The organism is Haliea sp. (assembly GCF_040222615.1).
Taxonomy (GTDB): domain Bacteria; phylum Pseudomonadota; class Gammaproteobacteria; order Pseudomonadales; family Halieaceae; genus Haliea.
Map to the genome: position 1 here is coordinate 1 of NZ_JAVKCQ010000156.1, position 25,396 is coordinate 25,396.

Below are 25,396 nucleotides of genomic sequence, written 5' to 3' on the forward strand. Positions count from 1 at the left end.
TTCATTCGCCTGTTGCAGGCCCTGCCCGAGATGGCGCTGGACTCGCAGACGGCGATTGCGGTGACCCAGGCCATCGGGGACTGGCTGGACAGCGATACGATGACGCGTCCATACGGGGCCGAGGATGATTTCTACAGCGGCAACAGTCCGCCTTACCGGGCCGCCAACCGGGCCATGGCCAGCGTCAGCGAGTTGCGGGCAGTGGCCAACGTGACGCCGGAGCTTTACCGCGCGCTGGCGCCGCTGGTGACGGTCTGGCCGCAAGTCCCCGCGGCGCTCAACATACACACCGCGGCGCTGCCGCTGCTGCGCGCGCTCAATGGCGACAACGAGCTGCAGCCACTCAGTGAAACGGACGGTGAGGCCCTGTTCCTGCGCCAGCGCAGTGAGACCGGCTTCGCCGGCATTGATGACATGCTGGAGGATGCGACTTTTGCCGACAAGGAACTGGCGGATGTCCGCAGCCTGCTGGGGGAAAGTTCCTCCTGGTTCCTGCTGGCGGCAGAGGTCGAAGTTGCCGATCGCAACATGCGCTTGTACAGTGTGCTGCACCGGGATGAGCGCACGGTGCGGGCGGTAGCTCGCGCGTCCGGGAGCCTGTAATGCGAGGCTGCGGGATGATTCCACCCATGGTAACAACGGAGATCACGGTTTGCAGAATCTAGCCGTCGTGCGCTTGCTTGACGATGCTCTCGTCTGGTACCCGCCGGGCGCCGGCGAACAACCGCGGCGGCTGGACAGCCCCGAGGCGCTGGCCCTGTTCCGGGAAACTCTCCGGGGGTCGCGGCTGCAGGCCTGCTTCGCCGCGCCCGGGGCAGAGGTGCGTTTGCTGCGCCTGACGGTGACCGCGGATGAAAGAAAACACCTGCAGCAGGCTCTGCCGTTCCTGCTGGAGGAGCAGCTTGCTGAGGATGTCGAGCAGCTGCACTTCGCCACCTGCCCGCTGGACAAGGCCACCTTTGGTGTCGCCCTGTGCCGGCACTCGGCCATGGAGGCCTGGCAGCAGCTGCTGGCGGGTCTGCCCGATCTGCCGCAGTGGTTGCCGGAACCTCTGTTGCTGCCTTGGCAACCGGGTGAGTGGTGCCTGGTAATGACCGGCGATGCGGTGATCGTGCGCAGTGGTGAATGCGAGGGCTACACGGTTGAGCCCGACCTGCTGCCCACGCTGCTGTCGGCGGCAGCCGTGGACGCTGCGCCGCAGGCACTGGTGGTCTACGGCAGCGACCAGGAACGGGAACTGGCCCTGATACCGCAGGCTTTGCAGGCCATGGTGCAATGGCGCCAGGGAAATCTGTGCGCTGCCCTGATGCTGGCGCGGGACGAGCATCCGCTGAACCTGAGGCAGGGACCCTACGCGGCCCGGCTGCCCTTGGCTCGATGGTGGCAGCAGTGGCGAGTCGCCGCTGTGGTTTTGGGACTGGCCTTCACCCTGCAACTGGTGGCGACCTGGGCCGAGTACCGGGCGCTCAGCCGGGAAAACCTGGCCCTGCGGACGGCACTGGAGTCCAGCTACCGGCAGGCCATGCCCGAGGGCGCGCTGGTGGATGCCGAACGCCAGCTGCGGCGCCAGCTGGACGGGCTGCGTGGCGGTGGCGGTGGCGGCGGCTTTGTGCGTCTGCTGGAGCGGGCCGGGGGTATCATCGCCGAGCGTCCCGGGGCCAGTATCGTCAGCATTAATTACAGCCAGCGGGGTGGGGAAATGCGCCTGAATATTGTCGCCAAGGACTTCGCCGAGGTCGAGCAACTGCGCGCGGGGCTGGCGGACGCCGGACTGGCGGCGATAATGGAAAGCAGCAGCGCCCAGGGTGATGGTGTCCGTGCGCGGATCCGCGTGGGAGGGGCATGATGCAGGCCTGGTTTGCACGCCTGAACCAGCGCGAGCAGCTGAGCCTGCTGGTACTGGCCGCTGTGGTTGCTGTCTACCTGCTCTGGCTGTTGCTGTGGTCGCCAGTGGCGGCCATGCGCGACCGCATGGAGGAACAGAATTCGGCCACCGCCGCGGCCCTGGTGCGGGTTGATACGCTGGTGGCGGAATTGCTGCAGGCGCGCGCGACCGCCGGTCCCGGCGGGCAGCGCAGTAACCTGACAGCGGTGGTGAACCAGAGCACCGCGCGTTTTGGCCTGCCGGTGAATCGGCTGCAGCCCGGCAGTCGCGGTGACCTGCAGGTGCGGCTGGAAAATGCGCGCTTCGCTGATCTCGTGGCGTGGCTGCATCAACTGGAGCTGGTTGAAGGATTACTGCTGGAGGAGGTGGCGATTACCCAGGCCGGCACTGCCGGCTTCGTCAATGCCACAATCCGGATCGGTCAGGGTTCATGAGCGGTGCCCGCTGGCTGGCCGCTGCGCTGGCCATCGTGTTGTTGCTGGGGCTGCTGATTGCCCGCGCTCCCGCCCAGCTGCTGGTGCGAGCGCTGGAGCATTCGCCAGTCACGGCCCAGGGACTGCAGGGCACGGTGTGGCAGGGTCGCGCGGGACGGGTGCTGGTGGCAACCGACGCCGGCCTGTTGCATCTCGGTGAGGTCAGTTGGGCGCTGCGCCCCTGGTCATTGCTGGCCCTGGCACCGAAACTTCAGGTCAGCAGCCTGTGGGGCGGTCAGCGTCTGCAGGCTGAGGTGCAGTTCCGCGGCAGCAGCGACATTTATCTGGAGCATATCGAGGCCAGCTTCGATGCGTCGTTGCTGCGCCACCTGGCTCCGGTCGCCCTGCAAGGGGTGGTCTCCCTGCAAGGGCGTGAGCTGCGCCTGCACAAGGGCCTGCCGGTGCAGGCACAGGGCCGCCTGCTGTGGCAGCGGGCGGCCTGGGAGTCGCCACGCGGCCTGCTGCCACTGGGCAGCTATGCGCTGGACGTTGTCCAGCCTGATGGCGGCGACCTGACCGGGGAGGTGCTGACCCTCGCCGGTCCGGTGCAGGCCTCCGGGCAGTTGCAGTTGGCGCAGACGAGCTATAGCATCGCGGTGTTGATAGCCCACGATGGCAACTGGGACCCGCAGTTGCAGGAGGCGCTCTCGCTGCTGGCTCGGCCGGTGGCGGGTGGGTATGAGCTGCATCTCGAGGGCCAGCTGGCAGTACCCGGCGCCTGAATGCAGTCATTTTTCTCTTCACCCCGAACAAGGAAACCGCGCCGATGAGCGACGCTGAATACCGCAAGTATGAATGTGTGATTTGCGGCTACATCTACGATGAGGCCCTTGGCATTCCAGACGATGGCATTCCCCCCGGTACCCGCTGGGAAGACTTGCCTGACACCTGGGAGTGTCCCGACTGCGGCATTTCCAAATCCGATTTTGACTTGATGGAAGACTGAGTTTTCCCTGCCACTGGACCTCGATCATGACAACAGCGACACGGCTTGCAGCGCTGCGCCAATTGATGGCGGAGCGCGCCTACGATGCCTACATAATTCCCCGTGCCGACGAGCATCTGGGGGAATATATTCCCCTGCACAACGAGCGCCTGCGGTGGGCGACCGGGTTTTCCGGGTCGGCGGGCATGGCCGTGATCCTGCGCGAGGGCGCTGGAGTATTTGTTGATGGCCGCTACACCGTACAGGTCAGGCAGCAGGTCTCTGCCGCCGAGTTCAGCTACCACCACCTGATCGAGGAACCGCCGCTGCAGTGGCTGCGGTCCTCCCTGCAGCCCGGTGCGCGGGTGGCAGTGGATTCTCGCCTGCACAACTTGCAGTGGCTGCGCCAGGCCGCCGACGAGCTGGCCGCAGCCGGCATGGAACTGTGCACGGATACCGATAACCTGGTGGATCGCAGCTGGCAGGACAGACCGGTTGCCGAGATCGCACCGGCCCTGCTGCTTGGCGAGTCGTTTACCGGCGAATCCAGTGCCAGCAAGCGCAAGCGTATCGGTGCGGCGGTCAAGGCGCTGGAGGCGGATGCCGCGCTGGTGTTTGCTCCCGATTCCGTGTCCTGGCTGCTGAACCTGCGCGGGCAGGACATTCCCTGCTTGCCGGTGCTGCAGTCGCTGGCGCTGCTGTGGGCTGATGGTGCGCTGGACCTGGTGGTGGAACCGGCGCGGATGCCCGCCGGTTGGCAGCAGCACTGCGGTGAAGGTGTGCGAATGTATGCTCCGGATGAGGCCGAGACCCTGCTCGGTGCGCAGGCGGGCAAGCGGGTGCTGGCGGACCCGGTGACCGCGAACGCCTGGTCCCAGCTGCTGCTGGAGCAGGGTGGCGCGACCCTGGTGCCCGGTACCGACCCGGTGATCCTCCCCAAGGCGTGCAAGAATGCGGTAGAGGTTGCCGGCGCCCGCGCCGCCCATGTCCGCGACGGTGCGGCGGTGGTGCGGTTTCTGGCCTGGCTGGACGGCGAGCAGGCTGCCGGGCGTCGGTACAATGAGGCCGAGCTGGCGGATCGGCTGCTGGATTTCAGGTCCGGTGGCGAGCACTTCCAGGGGCCGTCCTTCGAAACCATTTCGGCCGCCGGCAGCAATGCCGCCATGTGCCACTACAGTCACCGCAATGGCACCCCGGCTGCGCTGTCGCCAGACTCCGTTTATCTGGTCGACTCCGGTGGCCAGTACAAAGACGGTACTACCGACATCACCCGCACCGTTGCCATTGGCGAGCCGGGGGCCGAGGTGCGCCGCCTGTTTACCCTGGTACTGAAGGGACACATCGCCCTGGACCGGGCACGCTTCCCCAAGGGAACCACCGGCACCCATCTCGACGTGCTGGCGCGGCAGCACCTGTGGCGGCAGGGGTACGACTACGATCACGGCACCGGCCACGGGGTTGGTGCCTTTCTCAGCGTTCACGAGGGTCCCCAGCGTATTGCCAAGGCCTGGGCCCCGGTACCCTTGCAGCCGGGGATGATTGTCAGCAACGAACCCGGTTATTACCGGGACGGTGCCTTTGGCATTCGCTGCGAGAACCTGGTGGTCGTGACCAAAGTGGCAGGGGAGCTGGAAACGCCGATGTACGGCTTTGAGGCTCTGACCCTGGCCCCCTTCGACCGGCGCCTGCTGGACCTGACGCTACTGGACGCGGGGGAGCTGAGGTGGCTGGACGACTATCATGACCAGGTGGCGAGCACCGTCGGCCCGCTGCTGCCGGACTCGGACCGCGCCTGGCTGCAGCAGGCCTGCGCACCGCTGGCCGCAGGCAGCTGATCGGTGCCAGGCTTTTCGGTACACTGCCCCAAAACAACAAGAACAGGAGTTCGATTCTATGGCAACAGCGGCAGCTGATCACTGGTCCTCGCGGTTTGCTTTCCTCATGGCAGCGGTCGGCTTCGCGGTGGGCCTCGGCAATATCTGGCGTTTTCCCTACATTACCGGTGAAAACGGCGGTGCCGCGTTCGTCATCATCTATCTGGTCTGTGCCTTCGGCATCGGCGTGCCCATCCTGATCGCGGAGCTGATGATTGGTCGCAGGGGCCAGTCCAGCCCGCCGGAAGCGATGGCGGTGGTCGCGGTGGACAGCCGACGCAGTCGCCAGTGGCAGTGGGTGGGAGGCATGGCATTGCTGGCTGCCTACAGCATTGAGATAGTCTATTCAGTCATTGTTGGCTGGGTGCTCTGGTATTTGTTCAAGGCTGTGACCACCGGTTTTGTCGATGTTGACGCGCTTAGCGCCAGCAGCCAGTTCGCGGCGGTGCTGGGCGATACGGCAGGGATGCTGTTCTGGACGCTGGTGGGTTTGCTGATGACCGGGGCGATTATCTATGCCGGGGTCAAGGACGGTATAGAGCGGGCCGTGGTGGTGATGATGCCGCTGATGTTCCTGTTGTTGCTGGGGCTGGCCGGCTACAATTATTTTGTCGGCGGTTTTGCTGAGGCCATCACCTGGCTGTTCACGCCGGACTTCAGCAAGATCAGCCCGGACGTCTTCCTGGTGGCCATTGGCCAGGCTTTTTTCTCCATTGGCGTTGCCATGGGCGGCATGATGATCTACGGCTCCTACCTGCCGAAGTCCATATCCATCGGCAAGTCCGTTTTGATCATCGTGGTGGCCGATACCGGTGTGGCGCTGCTCGCCGGCCTGGTGATATTTCCCGCCGTGTTTCATCACGGGCTCGACCCGGCAGCCGGCGCCGGCCTGATATTCCAGACCCTGCCCGTGGCCTTCGCGCAAATGCCCGGTGGCCACCTGTTCAGTGTGCTCTTTTTCACCATGCTGTCGGTGGCGGGAATCACCTCCATGGTCGGCCTGGTGGAGTGCGTCAACGCCTGGATCGAGGAGCGCTTTGGCATGCCGCGCCACCGCAGTACGGTGCTGGTAGTCGGCTCAGTCGCGGTCCTGAGCATCTTCAGCATTCTCTCCTACAACGTGTTGGCCGACATCCGCTTTGGTGACCACAACCTCAACGATACCATGGATTATTTCAGCAACCAGATCCTGTTGCCCCTGGGCGGCCTGCTGATTGCCGTGTTCGCCGGCTGGGCGATGACCCGCGAAGCCAGCCGCGATGAACTCTGGAGCATGGGTAACGGTGCGTATGAGCTGTGGCGTTTCATGATCCGCTTCGTGGTGCCGCCAGCGCTGGTAGTGATTTTTATCTCGGGTATCGGTGGCTGACCTCAGCTACCGGACCTCCCTGTCCCCGCAGCGTCTGGAGCCTGCATGCTGAATGCCGTCAATGACTTTCTCTGGGGCCAGATTCTGATTGTCGTTCTGATCGGGGTCGGGTTGCTGTTCAGTGTGGGTTCACGGGCCGTGCAATTCCGCTATTTCGGTCGCATGTTCAGTGTCCTGCGCGGCGGCCTGCATCATGAGCGCGGCCATATCAGCTCTTTCCAGGCACTGGTGGTCTCGGTGGCGGGGCGGGTCGGCAGCGGGAATATTGCGGGCGTGGCGGTCGCCATAACCCTCGGCGGACCGGGGGCCGTGTTCTGGATGTGGGTCATTGGCTTGATGGGCATGGCCACCAGTTTTTTCGAGTGCTCGCTGGCCCAGCTGTTCAAGCGCGCGGAGCCTGACGGCAGCTACCGCGGCGGTCCCGCTTACTATCTCACCCACGGCATTCGCCAGCGCGGCCTGGCGGCGGTCTATTCGGTGCTGTTGCTGGTGACGTTCGGGCTGGGGTTTAATGCGGTTCAGTCCTACGTAGTAGCGACGTCGCTACAGGCCTCCTTCGGAGTATCAACCTGGATAACCGGATCGCTGATGGTGCTCCTGCTGGGTTCGGTCATTTTTGGCGGGATCCGCCGCATTGCCCTGGTAGCGGAGGTGATCGTGCCGCTGATGGCGCTGGCCTATTTGCTCGCCGCGCTGGTGGTGATCGCGCTCAACATCACTGCGGTGCCGGCGGCGATCTGGTACATCGTCGAGAGTGCCTTTGGTCTGGAACAGGCGGTGGGCGGCGGTCTCGGCGCGGTGATCATGCAAGGCGTCAAGCGCGGCTTGTTCAGCAACGAGGCCGGCCTGGGCAGTGCGCCCAACGTGGCCGCGGTAGCCCATGTGCCGCATCCGGCCAACCAGGGTGTGGTGCAGGCCTTCAGCGTTTTCATCGACACCCTCATCATGTGCACCTGCACCGCCGTCATCATCCTGCTCTCGGATGCCTACCAACCCGGTGCAGCCGGTGTCGACGGTGTGGTCCTTACCCAGGCGGCCATGGCCAGCCATGTCGGTTCCTGGGGCGCGGGCTTTGTCTCCGTGGCGCTGGTGCTGTTTGCCTTCAGTTCCATCATGTACAACTACTATCTGGGCGACAACAGCCTCAGCTTCTTCAGTCACGACAATCCCGCGGTGGCCAATCTGTTCCGGGTCGCGGTGCTGGGCCTGGTGTTCTGGGGTTCTCTGCAGGACCTGAGTACGGTGTTCGGATTCGCTGAGCTCACCATGGGTTTGCTGGCCCTGGTCAACCTCGTCGGCCTGGTGTCGATGTACCGGATCGGGATGCGCCTGCTGGCGGATTACGATGCCCAGTTGCGCACAGGCGTCGAACCGCGTCTGCGGCTGGAGGACTGGCGCGACCTCGACCTTGACGAGCAGGCCTGGCGGGACTGAGCCGCGATACTAGCCGGCGTTCACCAGCAGGTTTTGCCGCAGGCGTTCGATGTCTTCCACTGACAGTTGCAGACCCTCGCTGACGTAGCGGTCGAAACTCTCCCAGTGGCTGTCGATGGCGGCAAACGCGGTTGCCAGCCAGCGTTCCTCGACGCCCAGCATAACGCCCACCGTGTCCGCGGCCTCCGCACCCTTGAACAGGCGCAGCAGGAGCAGCTCGCTGCGCCGCGCCGCCAGTGCCGGTTCCCGGCTGGCGAGATAGTCGGCCATGATCTGGTCCTCGGGAACACCCAGTACCCGCAGCAGGATGGCCGCCGCGAAACCGGTGCGATCCTTGCCCGCGGTACAGTGCCAGACGACCGGCCTGCCGTCAGCCTCCAGCACCTGATGCATGAAATCCCGGTACTCCGTGGTGAACCTGGTGGCAAACTGGCGGTTCGCTTCCAGCATGAAGGCGTCCGGGTCGAAACCGTCGAAATCCCCGGTTTCCACCCGCTGGCGCAGCTCCCCGACCATGGCCCGGTTGCCCTCGTCCAGGGTGGGAATATTGACCACGCTGAAGGGCAGGGGATCTGGCAGGCGGCTGGGTTCTTCCGCCCGCTCCGCGGCGGAGCGGAAATCGATCAGGGTAGACAGCTGCAAGCGTTGCAGCTGTTGCAGGTCGTGACTGGAGGCGCTTGCGAGGTGACCCGAGCGGTACAGTTTGCCCCACTGCACACTGCGGCCATCGCTGGTGGTATAGCCGCCGAGATCGCGGAAGTTGTGAATGCCCTCGAAATCCAGCATGCGGGCTGCGTCGCGAGCGGAGGGCGGCAGCTCGGCGGGCAGTACCAGCGGCGGGGAGGGGATGAACTGGACCACGGCCACCGCCAGCACGCTGGCGGCGAACAAGCCTTGCAACCACGCTTTTCGGGACATGCTTTATTCCTTGGTAGAGTACTGCGCGCTAGTCGAGTAAATCCGGCTGCTCGGCCACGATGACATCGTACAGGGGCTGGAAACTGAACCAGCCGGCCAGGGTCGAGCCCACCGTATCCCGGGTCTTGGCAGCGAATTCCGGCTTGATCAGCTTCGGCTTGCCGGCGGCTTCTGCCAGCAGCTGGGCCTGGCAGGAACGCTCCATGGTAATGAACCACCACGCGGCCTCGTCCACTGTTTCGCCGACAGTCAGCAGGCCGTGATTCTGCAGAATCGCGGCTTTGTGGTCGCCCAGTGCGGAGGCAATGCGCTCCCCCTCGCTGGTATCCAGTACTACGCCGGTGAAGTCGTCGAACAGCACATGGTCCTCGTAGAAGGCGCAGGCGTCCTGGGTAATGGGATCCAGCAGGCGCCCCAGCGAGGCCCAGGCCTTGCCGTACAGTGAGTGGGAGTGGGCCGCGGCAGTGATTCGGGGATGAGCCATGTGGATGCGCGAGTGGATGGTGAACGCGGCACCATTGAGCAGGCCGTCGCCCGCAACCACCTCACCGCTGTGGTTGACCAGCAGCAGGTCCGACACCCGCATCTGCTTGAAGGATCTGCCGAGGGGATTGACCCAGAACCGGTCCTGGTGCTCGGGGTCCCTGACGGTCACGTGGCCGGCCAGGCCCTCGTCGAAACCGAACTTGCCGAACAGGCGCAGGGCCGCCGCCAGTTTCTGCTTGCGTTCAAGCCGTATTTCAGCGGTGGATTTGCCGGTATCCTCGCCACCCATGCCCGTGGTATCCCTGTTCATGATGATGTTATTGGCTTCGTTCATGACATTGCTCCAGATCGCGTGCGGCTTGCCTTGGTTATTGTAAACCTTTTCCCGCAAACTGTTGGCCAGTGCGGGGCTTTTGAATATTAATAATTTCTAATATAATTTTGCAATGTTGCGGCTGCGAGAGGATCCTGACAATGATTGATGCCGATGCCATGGCCCTGCGGGCAGCCGAAGCCGCATTGTTGCTCAAGCAGCTGGCTAACGAGAAGCGGCTGATGATTCTCTGCGCACTGGTGGAGGGGGAGCGTACCGTAGGTGCACTCAACGCGGCGGTGCCGCTGTCCCAGTCTGCCCTGTCCCAGCACCTTGCCCGCCTGCGGGAGGCCGGCCTGGTCACCACCCGCCGCGATGGCCAGCTCATCTACTATGCGCTGGCGGGTGTAGAGGTGCTCGCCGTCCTGCAACTGCTGCATACACTCTACTGCGCTGACTGAAGGTGACCCTGTGACTCATCCCCTCGATCGCCTGGTTGCCTACACGCTGGGAGGTGGTCTGCCCAAGGCGCTGTTCTTCGTTGGCCTGCTGGCGGGGGTCATCTCCCTGCTGTTTACGCCGCGTGAGGAAGAGCCGCAAATCGTCGTTCCGGTGGTGGATGTGTTTGTCGAGGCGCCGGGGCTGGATGCCTTTCAGGTAGAGCGCCAGGTCGCCATTCCGCTGGAAAAACTGCTGGCCCAGATTCCCGGTGTTGAGCACGTCTACTCCACGACCACGCCGGGACGCACCGCTGTCACCCTGGCCTTTCATGTCGGGGAGGACCGCGAGGAGTCCCTGCTCAATACCTACAACAAGCTGTATTCGAACCAGCACCAGATGCCCCCCGTGGTAAGTCAATGGCAGCTGCGTCCGGTCGAGGTGGATGATGTGGCCATCGTGGTGCTGGCGCTGTGGTCCACTGATCCGCAGCGCTACAGCGACCATGAATTACGCCGGGTGGCGGATGAGCTCTCCACCTACCTGCAACGGGTGCCGGACTCTGGCGAAGTGACCGTGACTGGCGGACGCGCCCGTCAGGTGCAGATCCTGCTGGATCCGGAGGCGCTCGCCGCCCGCCGGACCACCGCCGCTGACGTGGTTTCGGCGCTGAGCGTGTCCAACCAGTTGCAGTCTGCCGGGAGCTGGTCTTTCAACAACGAGTCCATCCTGCTGGAGAGTGGGGATGCCCTGCGCAGCCCCGAGGCGCTGCCCGGCCTGGTGGTCAATGTCATCGATGGCGCTCCGGTTTACCTGCAGGACATCGGCCGCATTGTCGATGGTCCGGAGGAGCCTTCCGCCTACACCTGGATTGCATTTTCTCCACGCGAGCCCCGGGAACTGGCGACCAGCGGCCAACGCTACCCCATGGTTGCCCTGAGCGTGGCCAAGAAACCCGGCACCAACGCGGTCAGCGTTGCCCGGCGGGTGCATGAGGAAGTGGCCCGGCTGCAACGCGAACTGCTGCCCGCCGACCTGCACGTGGAGGTGCTGCGGGACTACGGCCAGACCGCGGACGAAAAGGTCAACAATCTCGCCAGCAGCCTCGGCTTCGCCATCGTCACCGTGGTGGTTTTCATCAGCGTGTTCCTGGGCTGGCGGGCCGGCCTCGTGGTGGGACTGGCGGTACCTATCTGCTACGGCATCACCCTGGCCCTGGATATGGCCTTCGGCTATACCATCAACCGCGTGACCCTGTTTGCGCTCATCCTGTCCCTGGGCCTGCTGGTGGATGATCCGATCACCGGAGTCGACAATATTGCCCGCAATTTTGCCGCGGGGCAGGGCCCCCGGGCTCGCCGCATAGTCGACGCCATGGCGGAGATCCGTATCCCCCTGTTGATGTCGACGCTGACCATCGTGTTTGCCTTCCTGCCGCTGGCATTCATCACCGGCATGATGGGCCCCTACATGGCACCCATGGCCTTCAATGTGCCGGTGGCCGTGATCAGCAGCACGGCGGTGGCATTCATGGTGACCCCCTGGCTCGCCAGCCGGCTGCTGCCCTCTGTGGGCAGCGACGAACTGGCAGCGGTCAGCGGCCCGGCCGGAACCGCGCCGGCTGACGGCACTTACGCCCGCTGGATGCGTCCGCTGCTGGCAGGGCGCAGCAAAGCCAAAGCGGCAGTGTGGATCGTGGTGGTGCTGTTCGTGCTGGCGGCGAGCCTCCCGCTGTTTCGCCTGGTGCCCCTGAAGCTGCTGCCCTACGACAACAAGAATGAGGTGCAGGTGCTGGTGGACATGCCGGAGTCGGCCACCCTGGAGCAAACCGCCGCTGTCAGCCAGCGCGTCTCGCAGGCCCTGATGCGGGTGCCGGAGGTGCGCGCAGTTGCGGCCTTCGTCGGCCAGCCCTCTCCCATCGATTTCAACGGCATGGTGCGACGTCACTACCAGCGCCAGGCACCTTACCTGGGCGATCTGCGGGTAACCCTGGTGGACAAGGCCGATCGCGAACACCAGTCGCACGCCGTGGTGTTGCGGATGCGGGAGCTGCTGCAGCCTCTGCAGCGGGACGGGGTGAAACTGAAAGTGGTGGAGGTGCCGCCGGGTCCGCCGGTCATGAGTACCCTGGTAGCCGAGGTTTACGGTGACACCCTGACCTCCTACGCCAGCCAGAAACAGGCGGCGCTGCTGCTGGCGCAGCGGCTGCAACGGGAAGCGCATGTGGTGGAGGTGGACACGTCAGTGGAAGACCCGCAGCAGCGCCTGCGCTTCGTCACCGAAAAGGCCAAGGCGGCGCTGTCCGGTGTCTCCACAGCCGATATCAACCAGATCCTCGCCATGGCCAACCAGGGCCATGTGGCGGGCTATCTACAGCAGCCCGGCGAGGCGCAGCCACTGCCGGTATTGTTGCGGCTGGCACCGGAGCAGCGGGTGTCGCTGCATGACTTCGACCGTTTGCAGGTCAAGGGCATGGAGGGTATCGCCCTGGCCAGCAGCGCCCAGGGACTGGATGCAGCCCCCCAGCCTCTGGTGGCTCTGGGCGAACTGGGGCAGTTCCGGCGCGACGCGGTGGAGCCGGCTATCCAGCGCAAGGACCTGCGGCCTGTAGTCTATGTGACGGCGGAGCTGTCCGGACGTCCGCCGGCGGACGTGATCGCCGACCTGGTCGCCGACCGGGGCGCCGAGTCCGGCACCGCCAACGACTGGCAGGAGCGCAGCTTTCTCAGTCCGGGAGGCGGCGACGGCTGGCAACCGCCGGAGGATATCGAAGTGCGCTGGACGGGTGAGGGCGAATGGCGCATCACCGTCGACGTATTCCGCGACATGGGCCTGGCGTTTGCTTTCGCCCTGTTGGCGATCTTCTTTGTCCTGCGGATACAGACGGCCTCTTCCGCCCTGTCCCTGATTATCATGGCCGCCATTCCGTTGACGGTAATCGGTATCATGCCCGGGTTCTGGTTGCTGAACCTGTTCGGCGAGCGGCAGGTGGCGGGGGCGCCGGACCCGGTGCTGTTCACGGCCACGGCAATGATCGGCATGATCGCCCTGGCCGGGATCGTGGTGCGCAACTCGCTGATCCTGGTGGAATTTGTGACCCAGGCCAGGGATCGCGGGGCCAGCGTCACCGAGGCCCTGCTGGAGGCCGGCCATGTGCGCATGCGGCCGGTGCTGTTGACCGCCGGGACTACCCTGCTGGGCAACCTGGTCATCATTCTCGATCCGGTGTTCAGTGGTCTCGCCCTGGCCATTATTTTCGGCATCATTGCCTCCACTCTGCTGACTCTGGTAGTGGTGCCGGTGGTGTACTTGCTGGTCTTTGACGAACCTGCCGAGGAGGCTGTTGCCAATGAATAGGATGCGGACCTGGCTGCCCGCCCTGGGCGCGGTGTTGTTACTGTTGTTGCTGGTGGCCTGGATGGCGGGGCTGTTTGACCAGCGGCTGGCGCCCGGGCTGGATGAGCCCCGTGCCGCCGGTCCGGAGCCCGTGTATACCGTGGAGCCGGAGGAGGTGCCGGTGAGCGAGCCGGTGGCGGGTTCGGTGGAAGCGAAACAGGCCACCATGATTTCTTCACGCATCATGTCCCGGATCCAGAAGATCCATGTGCGTGCCGGGGATCAGGTCATTGAAGGCCAGGTGCTGATGGAACTGGAGCAGTCCGATCTCGAGGCCCGGGTAGCCCGTGCCACAGACCAGATCACCGCAGTCCGGGCGCGCCTGACAGAAGCCGAGCGCAATCTGCGGCGGGCAGTTGAACTGCAGGGGCGCGGCGTGCTGTCCATGGCGGATCGGGACGCGGCCCAGGCCAACCGCGATTCCCTGCAGGCAGAGTTGCAGAGCGCCGAGCAGGCGCTGGCGGAGTCCCGCGCAGCACTGGGCTACGCCACCATCCTGTCACCGATAGATGGCAGGGTGGTGGATCGATTTGCCGAGCCCGGGGATACCGCCGCGCCCGGTTCGCGCCTGATCTCTCTCTACAATCCGCTGTCCCTGCGGGTGGAAGCCCAGGTGCGGGAAGAGTTGGCCTTGGCACTGGTTGTTGGTCAGCCGGTGCCGATCAGCCTGCCGGCGCTGGATCTGGATATCGAAGGCGCGATTGAGGAAATTGTGCCCGCCGCCGAACCCGGCTCGCGCAGTTTCCAGGTCAAGATTCGGCTGCCCTACGATGAGCGCCTGTTGCCCGGTATGTATGCCCGCGTTGCAGTGCCGGCGGGGTCCGAGCAGCGCCTGTATGTACCGATAGCGCTGCTGGCCCAGGTAGGCCAGTTGTGGGTGGTCAGCGTTGCGGGGCCGGAAGGTCCCGAGCGCCGTTTCCTGCGTCTGGGCCGGGAGCTGCCGGATGGTCGTGCTGAAGTCGTGTCGGGGCTGGCACCGGGTGACAGGGTGCTGCCATGTCATTTACTCGAGCCTGGTGGCAGCAATTCCTGCCACCGGAGCTGAGCGACCGTCAGCTTCCCGTTTGCATGTTATCCGGTCCCCAGTAGGCCTTCATGCTGCTGATCTTGCCCCCGGCGCCGAATTCGAACACATCGATCACGTCCATCTGCATTCCGGGCATGATGACCTGGAAAGGGAAGGCCACGGCGTTGCCGGCGCAGCGCGGTGTACCGGTGAGCTTCAGCTTGGCGCCGGCGCCCAGGGCGCCCTCGTAAAATGCGCAGATGGCGTCCAGACCGCGGTGCGGCTCGGTGCCTACCGGGTCCTCGACAACGGCATCATCGGCGTACATGCCGCGGATAATGTTGACGTCGCCCTGCTCGAAGGCTTCGACATAGCGCTCTACCATGGCAATCTTGTCACTGTTGTCCATACTTTGTTTCCTGTGTTGGTTGTTGTTGCTGCAGTTCAATAGCCACAGAGACTGGCGTAGCGATCCTTGTGGAATCCGGTATCGCCGAATATCTGCATGGTGACACGGGCCCGCTTCAGGAAGAAGCCAATCTCCAGTTCGTCGGTAACACCGATACCGCCGTGCATCTGCACCGCCTCGTTGGTCGCCAGTTTTACCAGCTCGTTCAGGGTCGCTTTCGCCAGGCTGGCGCTCAGCGCCAGTTGCTGCGGGTTGTCGTCCACAGTGGCCAGGGCCTGCAATACCACGGAGCGCGCCAGTTCCAGTTCTGCCTGCAGGCGGGAGGCCCGGTGCTGCAGGGCCTGGAAGCTGCCGATAGGAACTCCGAACTGGACACGCTCCTTGAGCCAGGCCACGGTGCGGGCAAAAACCTCCTCGGCGCTGCCCAGCATCTCCGCCGCCAGGGCCACGCGACCGCGGTCCAGCACGGCCTCCAGCCAGTCACCGGCGGCGCCCGGCTCACCGAGGATTGCCGTCGCTGGCAGGCTGACGTTGTCGAAGCGGATATTGGCTGCGTTGCGGCTGTCCACCATCAGGGTGCGCTGGCAGGCGACGCCAGCGCTGTCCCGCGGCACCAGAATGACGCTGAGTCCTTCCCGGTCACCCGGTTGGCCGGCGCTCCGCGCCACCACCAGCAGTGTATCCGCCGAGTGGCCGTCGAGGACAAAACATTTTGCGCCATTGAGGGTGAGGCTGTCACCGTTCAACTCTGCCCGCGTTGCGCTGCCGAAGGGGCGATGGTGATGGCTTTCCTCCAGCGCCAGCGCCAGCGTCAGATCGCCGGCCGCGAGCCGTGGCAGGTAGTCCTCGCGCTGTGCTTCCGTTCCTCCCAGCAGGATGGCGGACGCGCCGACCACGGCGCTGGCGAACAGCGGCGATGCCGTCAGGGTGCGGCCGGTTTCCTGCAGCAATACCCCGATGCCGGTAAAGCCGAACTCAAGGCCGCCGTAAGTTTCCGGCATGATCACACTGGCCCAGCCCAGCTCCGCCATCTGCCGCCACAGGTCCCGGCTGTAGCCGGTTGCGTCCCGACTGTCGCGCAGGGATCGCAGGGCCGCAACGGGCGCATTCTCCTGCAGGAACTCGCGGGCGGTCTCGGCCAGCAGGCGTTGTTCTTCATTCAATACCAGTGCCATGGTGGTCTCCTCAGGAGTCTGTCGCGGCTTTCGGTGCCTGCGGTAGCTGCAGGATATTGCGCGCGATCACGTTGAGCTGTACCTCGGTGGTACCGCCGGCAATGGTCATCGCCTTGGAGCCGGCCCAGAGACGGGTTGTGTCCAGTTCTTCGGGGGTAAACCCCGGTGCTTCCCAGCCCAGTCCACGGCTGCCCATGATGGCCAGCAGCAGTTCGCTCTTTTCCTTCATGGCTTCTGTGCCCAGGTACTTCATGCACAGGCCGACTGTGCTCTGCTGGCCGCTGGCGCGCTCCTCAAAGCCGCGCATATGGGTGAGGGCGATAGCGTGCATGCGCATTTCGAAGCTGGCCAGGTCGCTGCGCAGCTGGCTGTTGGTGATGCGCCCCTCGGCAAACGCCAGGTACTCGCGTGCGGCGCTCACCGGCGGCACCTCCTGTCGCGGCGACTCACTGCCGATTTCCGCCATCAGTTTGCGCTCGTGGACCAGCAGGGCCTTGGCCACGGACCAGCCCTTGTTGAGGCCGCCGACCAGGTTTTCCTTCGGTACTTTCACGTTGTCGAAAAAAGTCTGGCAGAATTCCGACTCGCCGCTGATCAGTGCTATGGGCGTCGTGCTGACTCCGGGACTGTCCATGTCGATCAGCAGAAAACTGATGCCTTCCTGTTTCTTTGCCGCGGGGTCGGTGCGCACCAGGCAAAAAATCCAGTCAGACCTGTCGGCGGCGGTGGTCCAGATCTTGCTGCCGTTAACCAGGAAGTGATCGCCCTTGTCTTCTGCGCGTGTCTGCAGGCTGGCCAGGTCGGAGCCCGCGCCGGGCTCGGAATAGCCCTGGCACCAGCGCAGTTCGCCGTTGACAATGGCGCGCAGGTGCTCCTGCTTCTGATCCTCGGTGCCGTATTCCAACAGGGCCGGACCCAGCATCCACAGGCCGAGGCTGTACAGCGGGGTGCGGGCGCGGATACGCTTCATTTCCTCTTTCAGCACCTGGCCCTGCTGTGGCGTGAGCCCGCCACCGCCGTAGGCGGCAGGCCATTCTGGCGCCGTCCAGCCGCGATCGCGCATGCGCTCGAACCACTGCCGGCTGTCCGCGCTGGCAAAATGGCCGCGGCGGCCGCCCCAGTATTGCTCTTCGGGGGTGTTGGGCAGGCGCTGGGACGGCGGGCAGTTGGCCTCCAGCCAGTTGCGGGTCTCCTCGCGAAAAAGTTCCAGATCGTCCACGTGCGTGTCTCCTGTAGGGCAGCCGGTTGCCAAGGGTAAATGCCACGGGGCCAGAAGCAACGACCTTTGCTGCTGTGGATGCCGCTGATGCTTGGCTGGTATAGAGCAGCAAACCCGCCGCCCCCGCGCAATCTGTAGCGCCGGGTTCAGCGCTGTGTACTGCCCGCGTTGACCGACGCTGCCGGGCTGGTCATGCTGCGCGCTCGTCAACACGCAAGGGAGCGGGGCAATGCAGCGATTCAAGGACAAGGTAGTACTGGTGACGGGTGCCGGCAGCGGCATCGGAAGGGCGGCGGCGCTGCGCATCGCCGCTGAAGGTGGCAACATTTTTTGCCTCGACGTGAACCAGGCGGGTCTGGACGAGACCCTCGCCCTGATCGCTGCGGACGGAGGGGAAGCCACTGCCCGGCTGTGCGATGTGTCGGATGAATCCCAGGTTGAAGCCGCGGTGGCGGCCTGTATTGCCCGCTACGGCAGCCTCTACGCGCTGGTGAACATGGCAGGCATTCTGCGTTTCGATGACACCGATACATTGGCGACCAGTGCCTGGCAGCGGGTTATCGACGTCAATCTGACCGGTACCATGATCCTTTGCCGGGAGGTACTGCCGCACCTGCTGGAAAGCCGCGGCAGTATCGTCAATGCCGCCTCCACTGCCGCTCTTGCCGGACTCCCCCACGGCGCTGCCTACTCCGCCAGCAAGGGCGGTGTTCTGGCCATGACCCGGAGCATTGCGGTCGAGTACGCCAAGCGCGGGGTGCGGGCGAACTGTGTCTGCCCCGGCGACATCAACACCGGCATGACGGTGGACATCAAGTGGCCGCCCAACATGGATTTCGAGCTGATCGGGCGTATCTCCTCGCTCTCGGGGCCCAAGAGCCCCGAGGTCATGGCGGGGGTCATTGCCATGCTGGCTTCGGAGGACGGGATCCACATCACCGGTGAGGACATCCGGGTGGATGGGGGTACCCTGTCCTGAGCCTATTGTGATTCGGTGAGAGTCACACTGACCTCACGCTGCTCGTCACCATTGCGCAGGGTGACGGTCACCCTGTCGCCAGGTTGCTGGGCCTCCAGCAAACTCAGGTAGTCATCGTTGCTGCGCACCGGCTTGCCGTTGACGGCCACGATGATGTCGCCGAGCAGGATTTCGCCGCGCGTGTTGCGATATGCCCCGCGTATACCCGCCCGGTCCGCGGGCAGGCCCTGGAAGACCCTGACCACGGGCAGTCCCTTGATCCGGTAACGGCGGATCCAGCTGTCACTGGCCAGCTCAAGACCCATGATCGGTCGCAGCATGCGGCCATAGCTGATCAGCTGCGGCACAACTTCCTTCACCGTGTTCACCGGAATTGCGAAGCCGATGCCGGCGCTGGCGCCACTGGGGCTGTAGATGGCGGTGTTCACTCCGACCAGCTGGCCCAGCGAGTTCAGCAGCGGTCCGCCGGAATTGCCCGGGTTAATGGCCGCATCGGTCTGGATCACCCCGCGAATGGTGCGGTTGCCGGGAGCGCGGATCTCGCGCCCGAGCGCGCTGATCACACCCGTTGTCAGTGTGGTATCAAGGCCGAACGGGTTGCCGATAGCCAGCACCTTGCGGCCTACGCTGAGTTCGGAGGAATCGCCCACCGGCAGCTTGGTCAGGCTTGCCGGCGGATTCTCGATACGCAGTACGGCCAGATCTTTTTCCGGCGCCACCCCAATCACCGCTGCGTCGAATTCAGTCTGGTCCTGCAGAGTGACGGTCAGGCGGTGGGCGCCGGCGATAACGTGGTAGTTGGTAACAATGAGTCCGCTGTTGTCCCAGACGAAGCCCGAGCCGGAACCGCGCGGTATCTCGTGCACGTTCAGTGAAAACAGGTCCCGGCGCAGGGCCTTGTTAGTGACGAAAACCACTGCCGGGCTGGCCTTGCGGAATATCTCGGTGCTGTTGGCTTCGTCCTCGGTGGCAAAACTCAGGTAGTCCACTGCTGCTGTCGCCGCGGTCGGTAGCAGCAGCGCAAGCAGCAGGCAGCAGGTTCTCAGCGAGATAGTGGTCATGCCGGATCAGGTTCCCTGCTCGGTGAAGCCATCGACAAAGGCGCGAATGCGCTGGGCGTTGGCGCCGATATCGCCGACACCGACCCGGGACACGGAGCGCAGGTCGATCACGCTGCCGTCGGCGGTGGAGCGAATGCGGATAACGACATCATCCTTGAAGGCCATGATCGCGGTCGTTTCCACGGCTTCAATGAAGCCGTTATCGGGATCCTGCCAGGCGATCTCCCAGCCCAGCCCTTTGGCCACCTCCAGCGCGTGGCGATAGGCATTGCTGGCCGTGCGCGTGCTGCGCAGGCTCTCCAGGTCGGGGTAGGCCTCGCGCTGCAAGCCCTGACTGTCGGGCTTGATCTCGAGGCTGTTGCTGTCCGGTCCCCGCAGGGTGGGCGCGTGGGTGAAGCGGGGCGGATCGCTGAGGTCGGTGCTGATGTCGTGAATGGGCGGGTAGTCCCCGCGGCTCGCCAGCACGGCAAGGAATAATACAGTGCCGGGCAATACCAGCAGCCCAGCCAGTCCGATCCGGCGGGCCTGCTGCCGGTACTTCGGCAGCGCCAGCAGCAACATCAGTAGCAACAGGACGAGAGCCGCGGCGAGACAGCTGACCGCGTACAGCAGCAACCCCTGCTGCCAGAGGCCTGATCTTACCATCACTACCGCCAGCGGCAGTGCCAGCAGCAGAGTCAGGGCGATATAGCTGAGTACCGTGAGCAGTCGCGAGGAACCGGGGGACTGTGGCATGAGGTTGCTCCGCAATGGAATCGGGTTGCCAAGAATACTATTACTGATCGACGGGTGCGAGGTCCGTGGCTGGTTCAACAGAGCAGTCATGCCCTCCGCTTTTGCCGCGGCTCGATTGAGCTTTCCCGGGGCTTTTGCTTAACTCCCGCGCTTACACACGTTAGCAGGGCCCGGCGTGGCCAGGGAGTGACAGAGATGGGACGAGTGGCGGGCAAGGTGGCAATCGTCACCGGCGGGGCCAGCGGCATGGGCAGGTCGGATGCGATCCTGCTGGCGCAGGAAGGCGCTTCGGTCGTGGTCGCGGACCTCAACGAAACCGATGGCGAGGCTGTTGCGGCGAGTATCGGTGAGCAGGCCCGTTTCATGCGCCTGGACGTTACCGATGAGGACAACTGGCGCAGTGTGATCGCCGCCACCCTGGACGAGTTCGGCCGTCTCGACATTCTGGTCAACAACGCCGGCCTGTTGACCGCGGCGTCGGTAGTGGACACGGATCTCGCGACCTTTCGCAAGGTCCAGGCAGTCAATTCGGAGGGTGTATTCCTCGGCTGTAAACACGCTATCCCGGCAATGGAGCAGAGTGGCGGCGGCTCCATCATCAACATGTCCTCGGTGGCGGCGATCCAGGGTGTCTCCTTCGCTGCGGCCTACAGCGCCAGCAAGGGCGCCGTGCGCGCGCTCACCAAATCGGTGGCCATGTACTGCAAGGAGAAGGGCAACCGCATCCGCTGCAACTCGGTGCATCCGGACGGCGTGAGAACTCCCATGGTCGCCAGGCTGGCCACCGGCAAGGAGGCCGTGAGCGCGGAGGACGTGGCGTCCCTGCAGGGCAACAATATGTGCAACCCGGAAGATATTGCCCACATGGTGCTGTACCTGGCGGGTGATGAATCCAGTTTTGTGAACGGCGCCGAGATGCTGATCGACAACGCCTCGACCATCACTCCTCCCGTCGGGCTTTCCTGAGGATTTATCATGGAGAAGGTGCTCTATAGCCTTTGGCGGCAGGACGCGGTTAGCGCGGATGACTTCGGGGCTGGCCTGCGGCAGCAGCTGGTGCCGCAGCTGCAGGCCCTGGCATCGCTGCGCGGGCTGCGGCTGGCGGTGGCGGACGGCGCGGTGGCAGCGGCTGCAGACAAGCGCATGCAGACGACCGGCGCGCTGCCGGACGCCCTGCTGTCCCTGTGGCTGGACGACGCCTGGCAACGGCCCGATCCCGCCGCCCTGGTGCCGGCCCTGGTGGCGCGCAGCTGTGCCTGGCTGGTAGCCGAGGCGGAGCCGATTGTGAACAGCACCCAGCCGCCCGCTGCCGACGCCCGCGTTCCGGGTTTCTGCCAGGTCGCCCTGCTGCAGCGACCGCCCCGACTCGATGAGCAAACCTGGCTCTCGATCTGGAAGGGCAGCCATGGACAGGTGGCGATCGACACCCAGTCCACTTTCGGCTATCGCCAGAACCTGGTGGTGTGTGCGCTGGATGCGCATGCCCCGCTGCTGCACGCTGTGGTCGAGGAGAATTTCCCCGACGCGGCAATGGCCTCGAGACACGCGTTTTACGCCGCCGATGATGATGCCACGCTGGCCGCCAACGAGGCGGCGATGATGGAGAGCTGTGCCCGCTTTATCGACTTCGACAGGATCGATGTCGTGCCGATGAGCGAGTACCTGTTCAGCCCTGCTGCAGGGCCCTGATGCGGTCCTCCAGCGGGGGGTGCGAGCGGAACAGGCCGGAAAGGCCTTCCTTCAATTGCTCGCTGATGCCGAAGGCGGTGAGCTCGCCCGGCAGGTCCTGGGGCAGCCCCTGCTCCGCCCGCAGTCGCTGTAGCGCACCGATCATCGCCGCGCTGCCGGCCAGGCTGGCACCTGCGGCGTCAGCCCGGTACTCGCGCCAGCGCGAAAACCAGAACACGATCATGCTGGCGAGGATGCTGAGCACGATCTGGGCGATGAAAGAGACCACATAGTAGCCGATGCCGTAGCCGCGCTCGGTCTTGAATACCACCCGGTCTACGGTGTGACCGATAATCCGCGCGAAGAACAGCACGAAAGTATTCACCACGCCCTGGATGAGGGTGAGCGTGACCATGTCGCCGTTAGCCACGTGGCCGATCTCATGGGCCATCACGGCGCGGGTTTCCTCGCGGCTGAAACGTTGCAGCAGGCCGTTGCTGACCGCGACCAGGGCGGCGTTGCGATTCCAGCCGGTAGCGAAGGCGTTGGCGGCTTCGGACGGGAAAATACCGACCTCGGGCATGCCGATGCCGGCCTCCCGGGCAAGTTCGCCCACGGTGTCCACCAGCCACTGCTCATCGCGGGTACGGGGATTGTCGATGATGCGGGTACCGGTACCGCGCTTCGCCATCCATTTGGACAGGAACAGTGAGATCAGCGAGCCGCCGAAGCCGAACACGGCGCAGAAGACCAGCAGGGAGCCCAGGTTCAGGTCCACGCCATTGGCGGCGAGGATGCCTTCCAAGCCGAGCAGGTTGAAGACCAGGCTGACCAATACCAGTACGGCGATGTTGGTGGCCAGGAAAAGCAGGATTCTCATCTCAGTGTCGCACCTCGTGATGGTGGTTGATCAAGCCCCGGTTTGACCTTCAACCAGGGCTTTCTGTTCCGCGGCCGCCGCGTCCGCAGGATCTTCCGGCGCGGATGCCTGGGGCAGGGGATTGGTGCTCGGTTCCAGCAGCGGCTCATTGCGATCGTTCAACTCCGCGCTGAGGACCTCGCCGCGCAGTTCCACATCCTTGCTGCTCAGCTCAAACAGCAGATTGACGGCCTCATCGTGATGCTTCAGGCGTTGCACCGTTCTGGTATCGAGGCCATCGACCCAGGTCCTGGCCTTGCCCCAGTAGTGTCCCAGTTGGTTGCGGATGACAAATACTTCACTCATGGTAAACCGTGTTCCTCTGTGGCGGTTGTTGCGTGGTGCCGGCCGTTCTAGCCGAGCAGGAAATCCTTGGCCTGATTGATCTTCGCAGCCAGGTAGTCGTTGCCACCCCGGTCCGGGTGCAGCTTTTGCATCAGCTTCCGGTGGGCCTGGACAATGTCCTCCTCGCTGGCGTTTTCCCCGAGGCCAAGTACTGCCAGCGCTTCGCGGCGCGACAGACCGCCGGGTTCCGGCGGCGCCTGCCGCTTGCTGCCAAAGTCAGTTTCCCCCGGAAAGCGCTGCTCCAGATAGCTGAGCAGCAATTGCACGGAATCGTTGTCTTCCTGTTGACAGTAGTGCAGGAGGTCTTCCAACTGGCTGCGCTCCAGTTCATCCAGCAGCCAGTCCTGCAGCGGCCCGCGCAGCACCTCGCCGCTGAGCTTGCCGGACTCGTGGTCCAGATGCATGCGCAGGATGGCGGACTCCACTGTTGAGTGCTGGCCAGCGCCGGCGGCTCCGGCCTTGCCGCGCAGTGAAGACAGCATCGGGAACATCCGGATGGCAAGCGGCAGCAGCTGGCGCGCGGCGACCAGCAGTCCGGTCAGCGCAGCGCCGACCCAGTGCATGCGCCCGGTCAGGGTCAGGAACAACACCGCAGCCACGGCTATGCCGATGCCAAGTTTCAGGTACTGGGCCTTGCGCAGATGGGGGGGCAGGGCCCGGGCGCGAATGAACATGATGTAGAGGGCGAGCGCGATGGCGAGCAGGAGCAGGAGTTTCGGCACGTCGGTCCTGAGGGCTTGAGTTGCTGGAGCAGCAGTTTAGCACCCTCCCCGGGGTTATTCTCCAGCGCCGCCCGGCCGCCTGCGGCATATTGCGCCACGGCGCCCAGCAATTCTGCCAGGGTGTGGGCGCTGCGGTGATCAAATCGTGCCCAGGCTCCGCCGCTGAGCCGCGCCATGCTCTGGAAGGTACTGCGAACAACGGGGTCATCACCCTCCTGGAACAGGAACAGCGGTAGTTTCAGCAGCCCGCACTGGCCGGCCTGGTTGCAGAGGCTGTCGGGCAGCTCTTCCACCGCGTCGCCGATGAAGACCAGCGCACGCACTGGCGCTTCCCGGTGTACCTGTTGGGCGTGGCGCAGCAGGCGACCGATCTGGGTGTGCCCGCCCTCGCAGCGCACGGCGGCCATCTGGCCGGCCAGGGCCCGGGTGTCGCGCAGCCAGGGGCTGGCGTAAAACTCCTGGAAGCCGCGGTAATAGCAAAGCTGTATCGACAGCGAGGCCAGGCGGCCGGCGCTGGAGAACATGTCGGACTGCAATTGGCGGGCCATGGCCCAGGTGGGCTCGCGACTGGCGGTGGCGTCAATGGCGAACAGGAGGCGGGGATGTTTGCCGGCGAATGTGGCAACGGCCTTGCTTTTGCTGAGGAAAGCCTGGATATCCTTGCTGCTGGCCTTGCGGGCAGGCGGTTTTGCCATCGTAATCCGGGGCTAGTGCCTGCGCTCCAGCTTGCCGAGGCGCTCCAGGTCAGCGAGATAGTGGCGGCGTTCAGCCAGCTCGGCCACCGCTTTGCGCAGGCTGCGCTCGTCCAGGGCCTGGTTGTTTTCCTCGCCGGCGACAATGCGCCACAGCTTGCGGCTGCACAGTGTGCCGGGATCAAATGTGTTGTTCTCTGTGTTCATCGTGAGTTCCTTCTTCTCTGGCGTTCAGACCACGGTTACGCGCGATGGTTCGCTGCCGGCCTGATCGCGGACTTCTGCAGACTAGGGCATAATTGTGACAGCCCTGTGGCAAAGCCGTATTTCCGTGCTTCCGTCGAGCTTACACCGGCTACACCGCAGAGGGGAAGGGCAGTACACTGGGCTTTTTCCGGTAGCGAGGTGACCACAGTGAGCCTGTTCGATATCCGCAAGAAGCGCGCCATACCCGATGCCGATTCGGCCCTGCCCGGGAGGGCGGCGGCGATGCCGGTGCCCGCCGCGCACTATGTCAACGGCCATCCGCTGTCCGGAACGTTCCCGGAGCAGCTGCAACAGGCGGTTTTTGGCATGGGCTGTTTCTGGGGCGTAGAGCGCCTGTTCTGGCAGTTGCCGGGGGTGTACAGCACTGCAGCTGGTTATGCCGGCGGTCCCACTCCCAACCCGACCTATCGGGAAGTCTGCAGCGGCCAGACCGGCCACACCGAGGTGGTACTGGTCGTATTCGACCCGGCGCTGGTCAGTTATCCGGAACTGTTGCGGTGTTTCTGGGAGGGACACGACCCCACCCAGGGCATGCGCCAGGGCAACGATCTGGGCACCCAGTATCGCTCGGCAATCTACACCTTCGGGGAAGAGCAGCAGCGGCTGGCCGAGCATAGCCGCAGGCAATTCCAGCAGGCGCTGGATCGTGGCGGCTACGGCACTATTACCACCGAGATCCTGCCCGCCC

At 64.5% G+C, this 25,396-nt stretch carries 27 protein-coding genes; 15 read left to right on the forward strand and 12 right to left on the reverse strand.

Annotated features, from left to right (window positions below; genetic code table 11):
- From gspK to RJQ10_RS12705, 8 genes are all read left to right on the forward strand, one after another.
- Positions 1-603 (forward strand): type II secretion system minor pseudopilin GspK (gspK, locus tag RJQ10_RS12670; RefSeq protein WP_350147130.1); only part of this gene is annotated, 603 nt, incomplete at its 5' end.
- A gap of 49 nt (positions 604-652) precedes the next feature.
- Entirely contained in the window at positions 653-1,846 is a 1,194-nt protein-coding gene (gene gspL, locus RJQ10_RS12675; protein ID WP_350147132.1) for a type II secretion system protein GspL, read from the forward strand.
- Positions 1,843-2,319, forward strand: coding sequence for a type II secretion system protein M (locus RJQ10_RS12680; protein ID WP_350147134.1), 477 nt, complete (start codon positions 1,843-1,845; stop codon positions 2,317-2,319). The genes gspL and RJQ10_RS12680 overlap by 4 nt, the downstream gene beginning before the upstream one ends.
- Positions 2,316-3,080: a type II secretion system protein N gene (locus tag RJQ10_RS12685; RefSeq protein WP_350147136.1), complete on the forward strand. Its 765-nt coding sequence runs from the start codon at positions 2,316-2,318 to the stop codon at positions 3,078-3,080. The genes RJQ10_RS12680 and RJQ10_RS12685 overlap by 4 nt, the downstream gene beginning before the upstream one ends.
- Positions 3,081-3,124: 44 nt before the next feature.
- A complete protein-coding gene (locus RJQ10_RS12690) occupies positions 3,125-3,304 on the forward strand; it encodes a rubredoxin (protein ID WP_350147138.1) in 180 nt (59 codons plus the stop codon).
- Between the two features lie 26 nt (positions 3,305-3,330).
- Positions 3,331-5,118, forward strand: coding sequence for an aminopeptidase P family protein (locus tag RJQ10_RS12695; protein ID WP_350147140.1), 1,788 nt, complete (start codon positions 3,331-3,333; stop codon positions 5,116-5,118).
- Between the two features lie 58 nt (positions 5,119-5,176).
- Entirely contained in the window at positions 5,177-6,526 is a 1,350-nt protein-coding gene (locus RJQ10_RS12700) for a sodium-dependent transporter (protein ID WP_350147142.1), read from the forward strand.
- Positions 6,527-6,571: 45 nt separating this feature from the next.
- Positions 6,572-7,960: an alanine/glycine:cation symporter family protein gene (locus tag RJQ10_RS12705; RefSeq protein WP_350147144.1), complete on the forward strand. Its 1,389-nt coding sequence runs from the start codon at positions 6,572-6,574 to the stop codon at positions 7,958-7,960.
- A gap of 9 nt (positions 7,961-7,969) precedes the next feature.
- Here the strand turns inward: RJQ10_RS12705 and RJQ10_RS12710 are convergent, their stop codons facing one another.
- The gene (locus tag RJQ10_RS12710; RefSeq protein WP_350147146.1) at positions 7,970-8,878 is read right to left on the reverse strand and encodes a tyrosine-protein phosphatase; all 909 of its coding nucleotides are present in this window, start codon (positions 8,876-8,878) and stop codon (positions 7,970-7,972) included.
- Between the two features lie 28 nt (positions 8,879-8,906).
- Positions 8,907-9,698: a class II aldolase/adducin family protein gene (locus tag RJQ10_RS12715; RefSeq protein WP_350147148.1), complete on the reverse strand. Its 792-nt coding sequence runs from the start codon at positions 9,696-9,698 to the stop codon at positions 8,907-8,909.
- A gap of 140 nt (positions 9,699-9,838) precedes the next feature.
- Between RJQ10_RS12715 and RJQ10_RS12720 the strand changes: the two genes are divergently transcribed.
- From RJQ10_RS12720 to RJQ10_RS12730, 3 genes are read left to right on the forward strand one after another with little or no spacing between them, the layout of a single operon-like run.
- On the forward strand, positions 9,839-10,138 hold the full coding sequence (locus RJQ10_RS12720; protein ID WP_350147150.1) for an ArsR/SmtB family transcription factor: 300 nt from the start codon (positions 9,839-9,841) through the stop codon (positions 10,136-10,138).
- A 10-nt stretch (positions 10,139-10,148) separates the two neighbouring features.
- The gene (locus RJQ10_RS12725) at positions 10,149-13,472 is read left to right on the forward strand and encodes an efflux RND transporter permease subunit (RefSeq protein WP_350147152.1); all 3,324 of its coding nucleotides are present in this window, start codon (positions 10,149-10,151) and stop codon (positions 13,470-13,472) included.
- Positions 13,465-14,556, forward strand: a complete 1,092-nt coding sequence (locus RJQ10_RS12730; RefSeq protein ID WP_350147154.1) for an efflux RND transporter periplasmic adaptor subunit — start codon at positions 13,465-13,467, stop codon at positions 14,554-14,556. The genes RJQ10_RS12725 and RJQ10_RS12730 overlap by 8 nt, the downstream gene beginning before the upstream one ends.
- 7 nt (positions 14,557-14,563) lie before the next feature.
- Here RJQ10_RS12730 and RJQ10_RS12735 read toward each other — a convergent pair whose 3' ends face one another.
- The 3 genes from RJQ10_RS12735 to RJQ10_RS12745 are packed head-to-tail and all read right to left on the reverse strand — an operon-like array spanning position 14,564 to position 17,320.
- Positions 14,564-14,926: a nuclear transport factor 2 family protein gene (locus tag RJQ10_RS12735; RefSeq protein ID WP_350147156.1), complete on the reverse strand. Its 363-nt coding sequence runs from the start codon at positions 14,924-14,926 to the stop codon at positions 14,564-14,566.
- Positions 14,927-14,961: 35 nt separating this feature from the next.
- Complete coding sequence (locus tag RJQ10_RS12740) at positions 14,962-16,101, reverse strand: acyl-CoA dehydrogenase family protein (RefSeq protein WP_350147158.1); 1,140 nt, start codon at positions 16,099-16,101, stop codon at positions 14,962-14,964.
- Positions 16,102-16,111: 10 nt separating this feature from the next.
- On the reverse strand, positions 16,112-17,320 hold the full coding sequence (locus RJQ10_RS12745; protein ID WP_350147160.1) for an acyl-CoA dehydrogenase family protein: 1,209 nt from the start codon (positions 17,318-17,320) through the stop codon (positions 16,112-16,114).
- Positions 17,321-17,549: 229 nt separating this feature from the next.
- Between RJQ10_RS12745 and RJQ10_RS12750 the strand changes: the two genes are divergently transcribed.
- Positions 17,550-18,299, forward strand: a complete 750-nt coding sequence (locus RJQ10_RS12750; RefSeq protein WP_350147162.1) for an SDR family NAD(P)-dependent oxidoreductase — start codon at positions 17,550-17,552, stop codon at positions 18,297-18,299.
- A gap of 2 nt (positions 18,300-18,301) precedes the next feature.
- On the opposite strand, the gene RJQ10_RS12755 is transcribed toward RJQ10_RS12750, so the two are convergent.
- Positions 18,302-19,360: a S1C family serine protease gene (locus tag RJQ10_RS12755; RefSeq protein WP_350147164.1), complete on the reverse strand. Its 1,059-nt coding sequence runs from the start codon at positions 19,358-19,360 to the stop codon at positions 18,302-18,304.
- Positions 19,361-19,366: 6 nt separating this feature from the next.
- Entirely contained in the window at positions 19,367-20,095 is a 729-nt protein-coding gene (locus RJQ10_RS12760) for a DUF1499 domain-containing protein (RefSeq protein WP_350147166.1), read from the reverse strand.
- Positions 20,096-20,290: 195 nt separating this feature from the next.
- Here RJQ10_RS12760 and RJQ10_RS12765 point away from each other — a divergent pair, with 195 nt between their 5' ends.
- Together RJQ10_RS12765 and RJQ10_RS12770 are read left to right on the forward strand one after the other, a co-directional pair.
- Complete coding sequence (locus RJQ10_RS12765; RefSeq protein WP_350147168.1) at positions 20,291-21,061, forward strand: glucose 1-dehydrogenase; 771 nt, start codon at positions 20,291-20,293, stop codon at positions 21,059-21,061.
- A gap of 9 nt (positions 21,062-21,070) precedes the next feature.
- On the forward strand, positions 21,071-21,784 hold the full coding sequence (locus tag RJQ10_RS12770) for a hypothetical protein (RefSeq protein ID WP_350147170.1): 714 nt from the start codon (positions 21,071-21,073) through the stop codon (positions 21,782-21,784).
- Here the strand turns inward: RJQ10_RS12770 and htpX are convergent.
- From htpX to RJQ10_RS12795, 5 genes are read right to left on the reverse strand one after another with little or no spacing between them, the layout of a single operon-like run.
- Positions 21,762-22,643, reverse strand: a complete 882-nt coding sequence (gene htpX, locus RJQ10_RS12775) for a protease HtpX (protein ID WP_350147172.1) — start codon at positions 22,641-22,643, stop codon at positions 21,762-21,764. The two genes, RJQ10_RS12770 and htpX, sit on opposite strands and share 23 nt — an antisense overlap.
- Before the next feature lie 30 nt (positions 22,644-22,673).
- A complete protein-coding gene (locus RJQ10_RS12780) occupies positions 22,674-22,988 on the reverse strand; it encodes a hypothetical protein (protein WP_350147174.1) in 315 nt (104 codons plus the stop codon).
- A gap of 47 nt (positions 22,989-23,035) precedes the next feature.
- Positions 23,036-23,749 carry a DnaJ domain-containing protein gene (locus tag RJQ10_RS12785; protein ID WP_350147176.1) on the reverse strand — a complete coding sequence of 238 codons (714 nt, stop codon included), beginning with the start codon at positions 23,747-23,749 and terminating at the stop codon, positions 23,036-23,038.
- On the reverse strand, positions 23,647-24,444 hold the full coding sequence (locus RJQ10_RS12790; RefSeq protein WP_350147178.1) for a VWA domain-containing protein: 798 nt from the start codon (positions 24,442-24,444) through the stop codon (positions 23,647-23,649). The genes RJQ10_RS12785 and RJQ10_RS12790 overlap by 103 nt, the downstream gene beginning before the upstream one ends.
- Positions 24,445-24,456: 12 nt before the next feature.
- Entirely contained in the window at positions 24,457-24,648 is a 192-nt protein-coding gene (locus tag RJQ10_RS12795) for a hypothetical protein (RefSeq protein WP_350147180.1), read from the reverse strand.
- 207 nt (positions 24,649-24,855) lie between these two features.
- Between RJQ10_RS12795 and msrA the strand changes: the two genes are divergently transcribed.
- On the forward strand, positions 24,856-25,396 hold a 541-nt coding region (gene msrA / locus RJQ10_RS12800; RefSeq protein ID WP_350147182.1), incomplete at its 3' end, for a peptide-methionine (S)-S-oxide reductase MsrA.

Excerpts from the sequence above, each read along its gene's own strand:
- RJQ10_RS12680 (WP_350147134.1), top strand. The coding sequence starts at position 1,843 with ATGATGCAGGCCTGGTTTGCACGCCTGAACCAGCGCGAGCAGCTGAGC.
- RJQ10_RS12685 (WP_350147136.1), top strand. The coding sequence starts at position 2,316 with ATGAGCGGTGCCCGCTGGCTGGCCGCTGCGCTGGCCATCGTGTTGTTG.
- RJQ10_RS12690 (WP_350147138.1), top strand. The coding sequence starts at position 3,125 with ATGAGCGACGCTGAATACCGCAAGTATGAATGTGTGATTTGCGGCTAC.
- RJQ10_RS12695 (WP_350147140.1), top strand. The coding sequence starts at position 3,331 with ATGACAACAGCGACACGGCTTGCAGCGCTGCGCCAATTGATGGCGGAG.
- RJQ10_RS12700 (WP_350147142.1), top strand. The coding sequence starts at position 5,177 with ATGGCAACAGCGGCAGCTGATCACTGGTCCTCGCGGTTTGCTTTCCTC.
- RJQ10_RS12705 (WP_350147144.1), top strand. The coding sequence starts at position 6,572 with ATGCTGAATGCCGTCAATGACTTTCTCTGGGGCCAGATTCTGATTGTC.
- RJQ10_RS12710 (WP_350147146.1), bottom strand. The coding sequence starts at position 8,878 with ATGTCCCGAAAAGCGTGGTTGCAAGGCTTGTTCGCCGCCAGCGTGCTG.
- RJQ10_RS12715 (WP_350147148.1), bottom strand. The coding sequence starts at position 9,698 with ATGAACGAAGCCAATAACATCATCATGAACAGGGATACCACGGGCATG.
- RJQ10_RS12720 (WP_350147150.1), top strand. The coding sequence starts at position 9,839 with ATGATTGATGCCGATGCCATGGCCCTGCGGGCAGCCGAAGCCGCATTG.
- RJQ10_RS12730 (WP_350147154.1), top strand. The coding sequence starts at position 13,465 with ATGAATAGGATGCGGACCTGGCTGCCCGCCCTGGGCGCGGTGTTGTTA.
- RJQ10_RS12735 (WP_350147156.1), bottom strand. The coding sequence starts at position 14,926 with ATGGACAACAGTGACAAGATTGCCATGGTAGAGCGCTATGTCGAAGCC.
- RJQ10_RS12740 (WP_350147158.1), bottom strand. The coding sequence starts at position 16,101 with ATGGCACTGGTATTGAATGAAGAACAACGCCTGCTGGCCGAGACCGCC.
- RJQ10_RS12750 (WP_350147162.1), top strand. The coding sequence starts at position 17,550 with ATGCAGCGATTCAAGGACAAGGTAGTACTGGTGACGGGTGCCGGCAGC.
- RJQ10_RS12755 (WP_350147164.1), bottom strand. The coding sequence starts at position 19,360 with ATGACCACTATCTCGCTGAGAACCTGCTGCCTGCTGCTTGCGCTGCTG.
- RJQ10_RS12760 (WP_350147166.1), bottom strand. The coding sequence starts at position 20,095 with ATGCCACAGTCCCCCGGTTCCTCGCGACTGCTCACGGTACTCAGCTAT.
- RJQ10_RS12765 (WP_350147168.1), top strand. The coding sequence starts at position 20,291 with ATGGGACGAGTGGCGGGCAAGGTGGCAATCGTCACCGGCGGGGCCAGC.
- RJQ10_RS12770 (WP_350147170.1), top strand. The coding sequence starts at position 21,071 with ATGGAGAAGGTGCTCTATAGCCTTTGGCGGCAGGACGCGGTTAGCGCG.
- htpX (WP_350147172.1), bottom strand. The coding sequence starts at position 22,643 with ATGAGAATCCTGCTTTTCCTGGCCACCAACATCGCCGTACTGGTATTG.
- RJQ10_RS12780 (WP_350147174.1), bottom strand. The coding sequence starts at position 22,988 with ATGAGTGAAGTATTTGTCATCCGCAACCAACTGGGACACTACTGGGGC.
- RJQ10_RS12790 (WP_350147178.1), bottom strand. The coding sequence starts at position 24,444 with ATGGCAAAACCGCCTGCCCGCAAGGCCAGCAGCAAGGATATCCAGGCT.
- RJQ10_RS12795 (WP_350147180.1), bottom strand. The coding sequence starts at position 24,648 with ATGAACACAGAGAACAACACATTTGATCCCGGCACACTGTGCAGCCGC.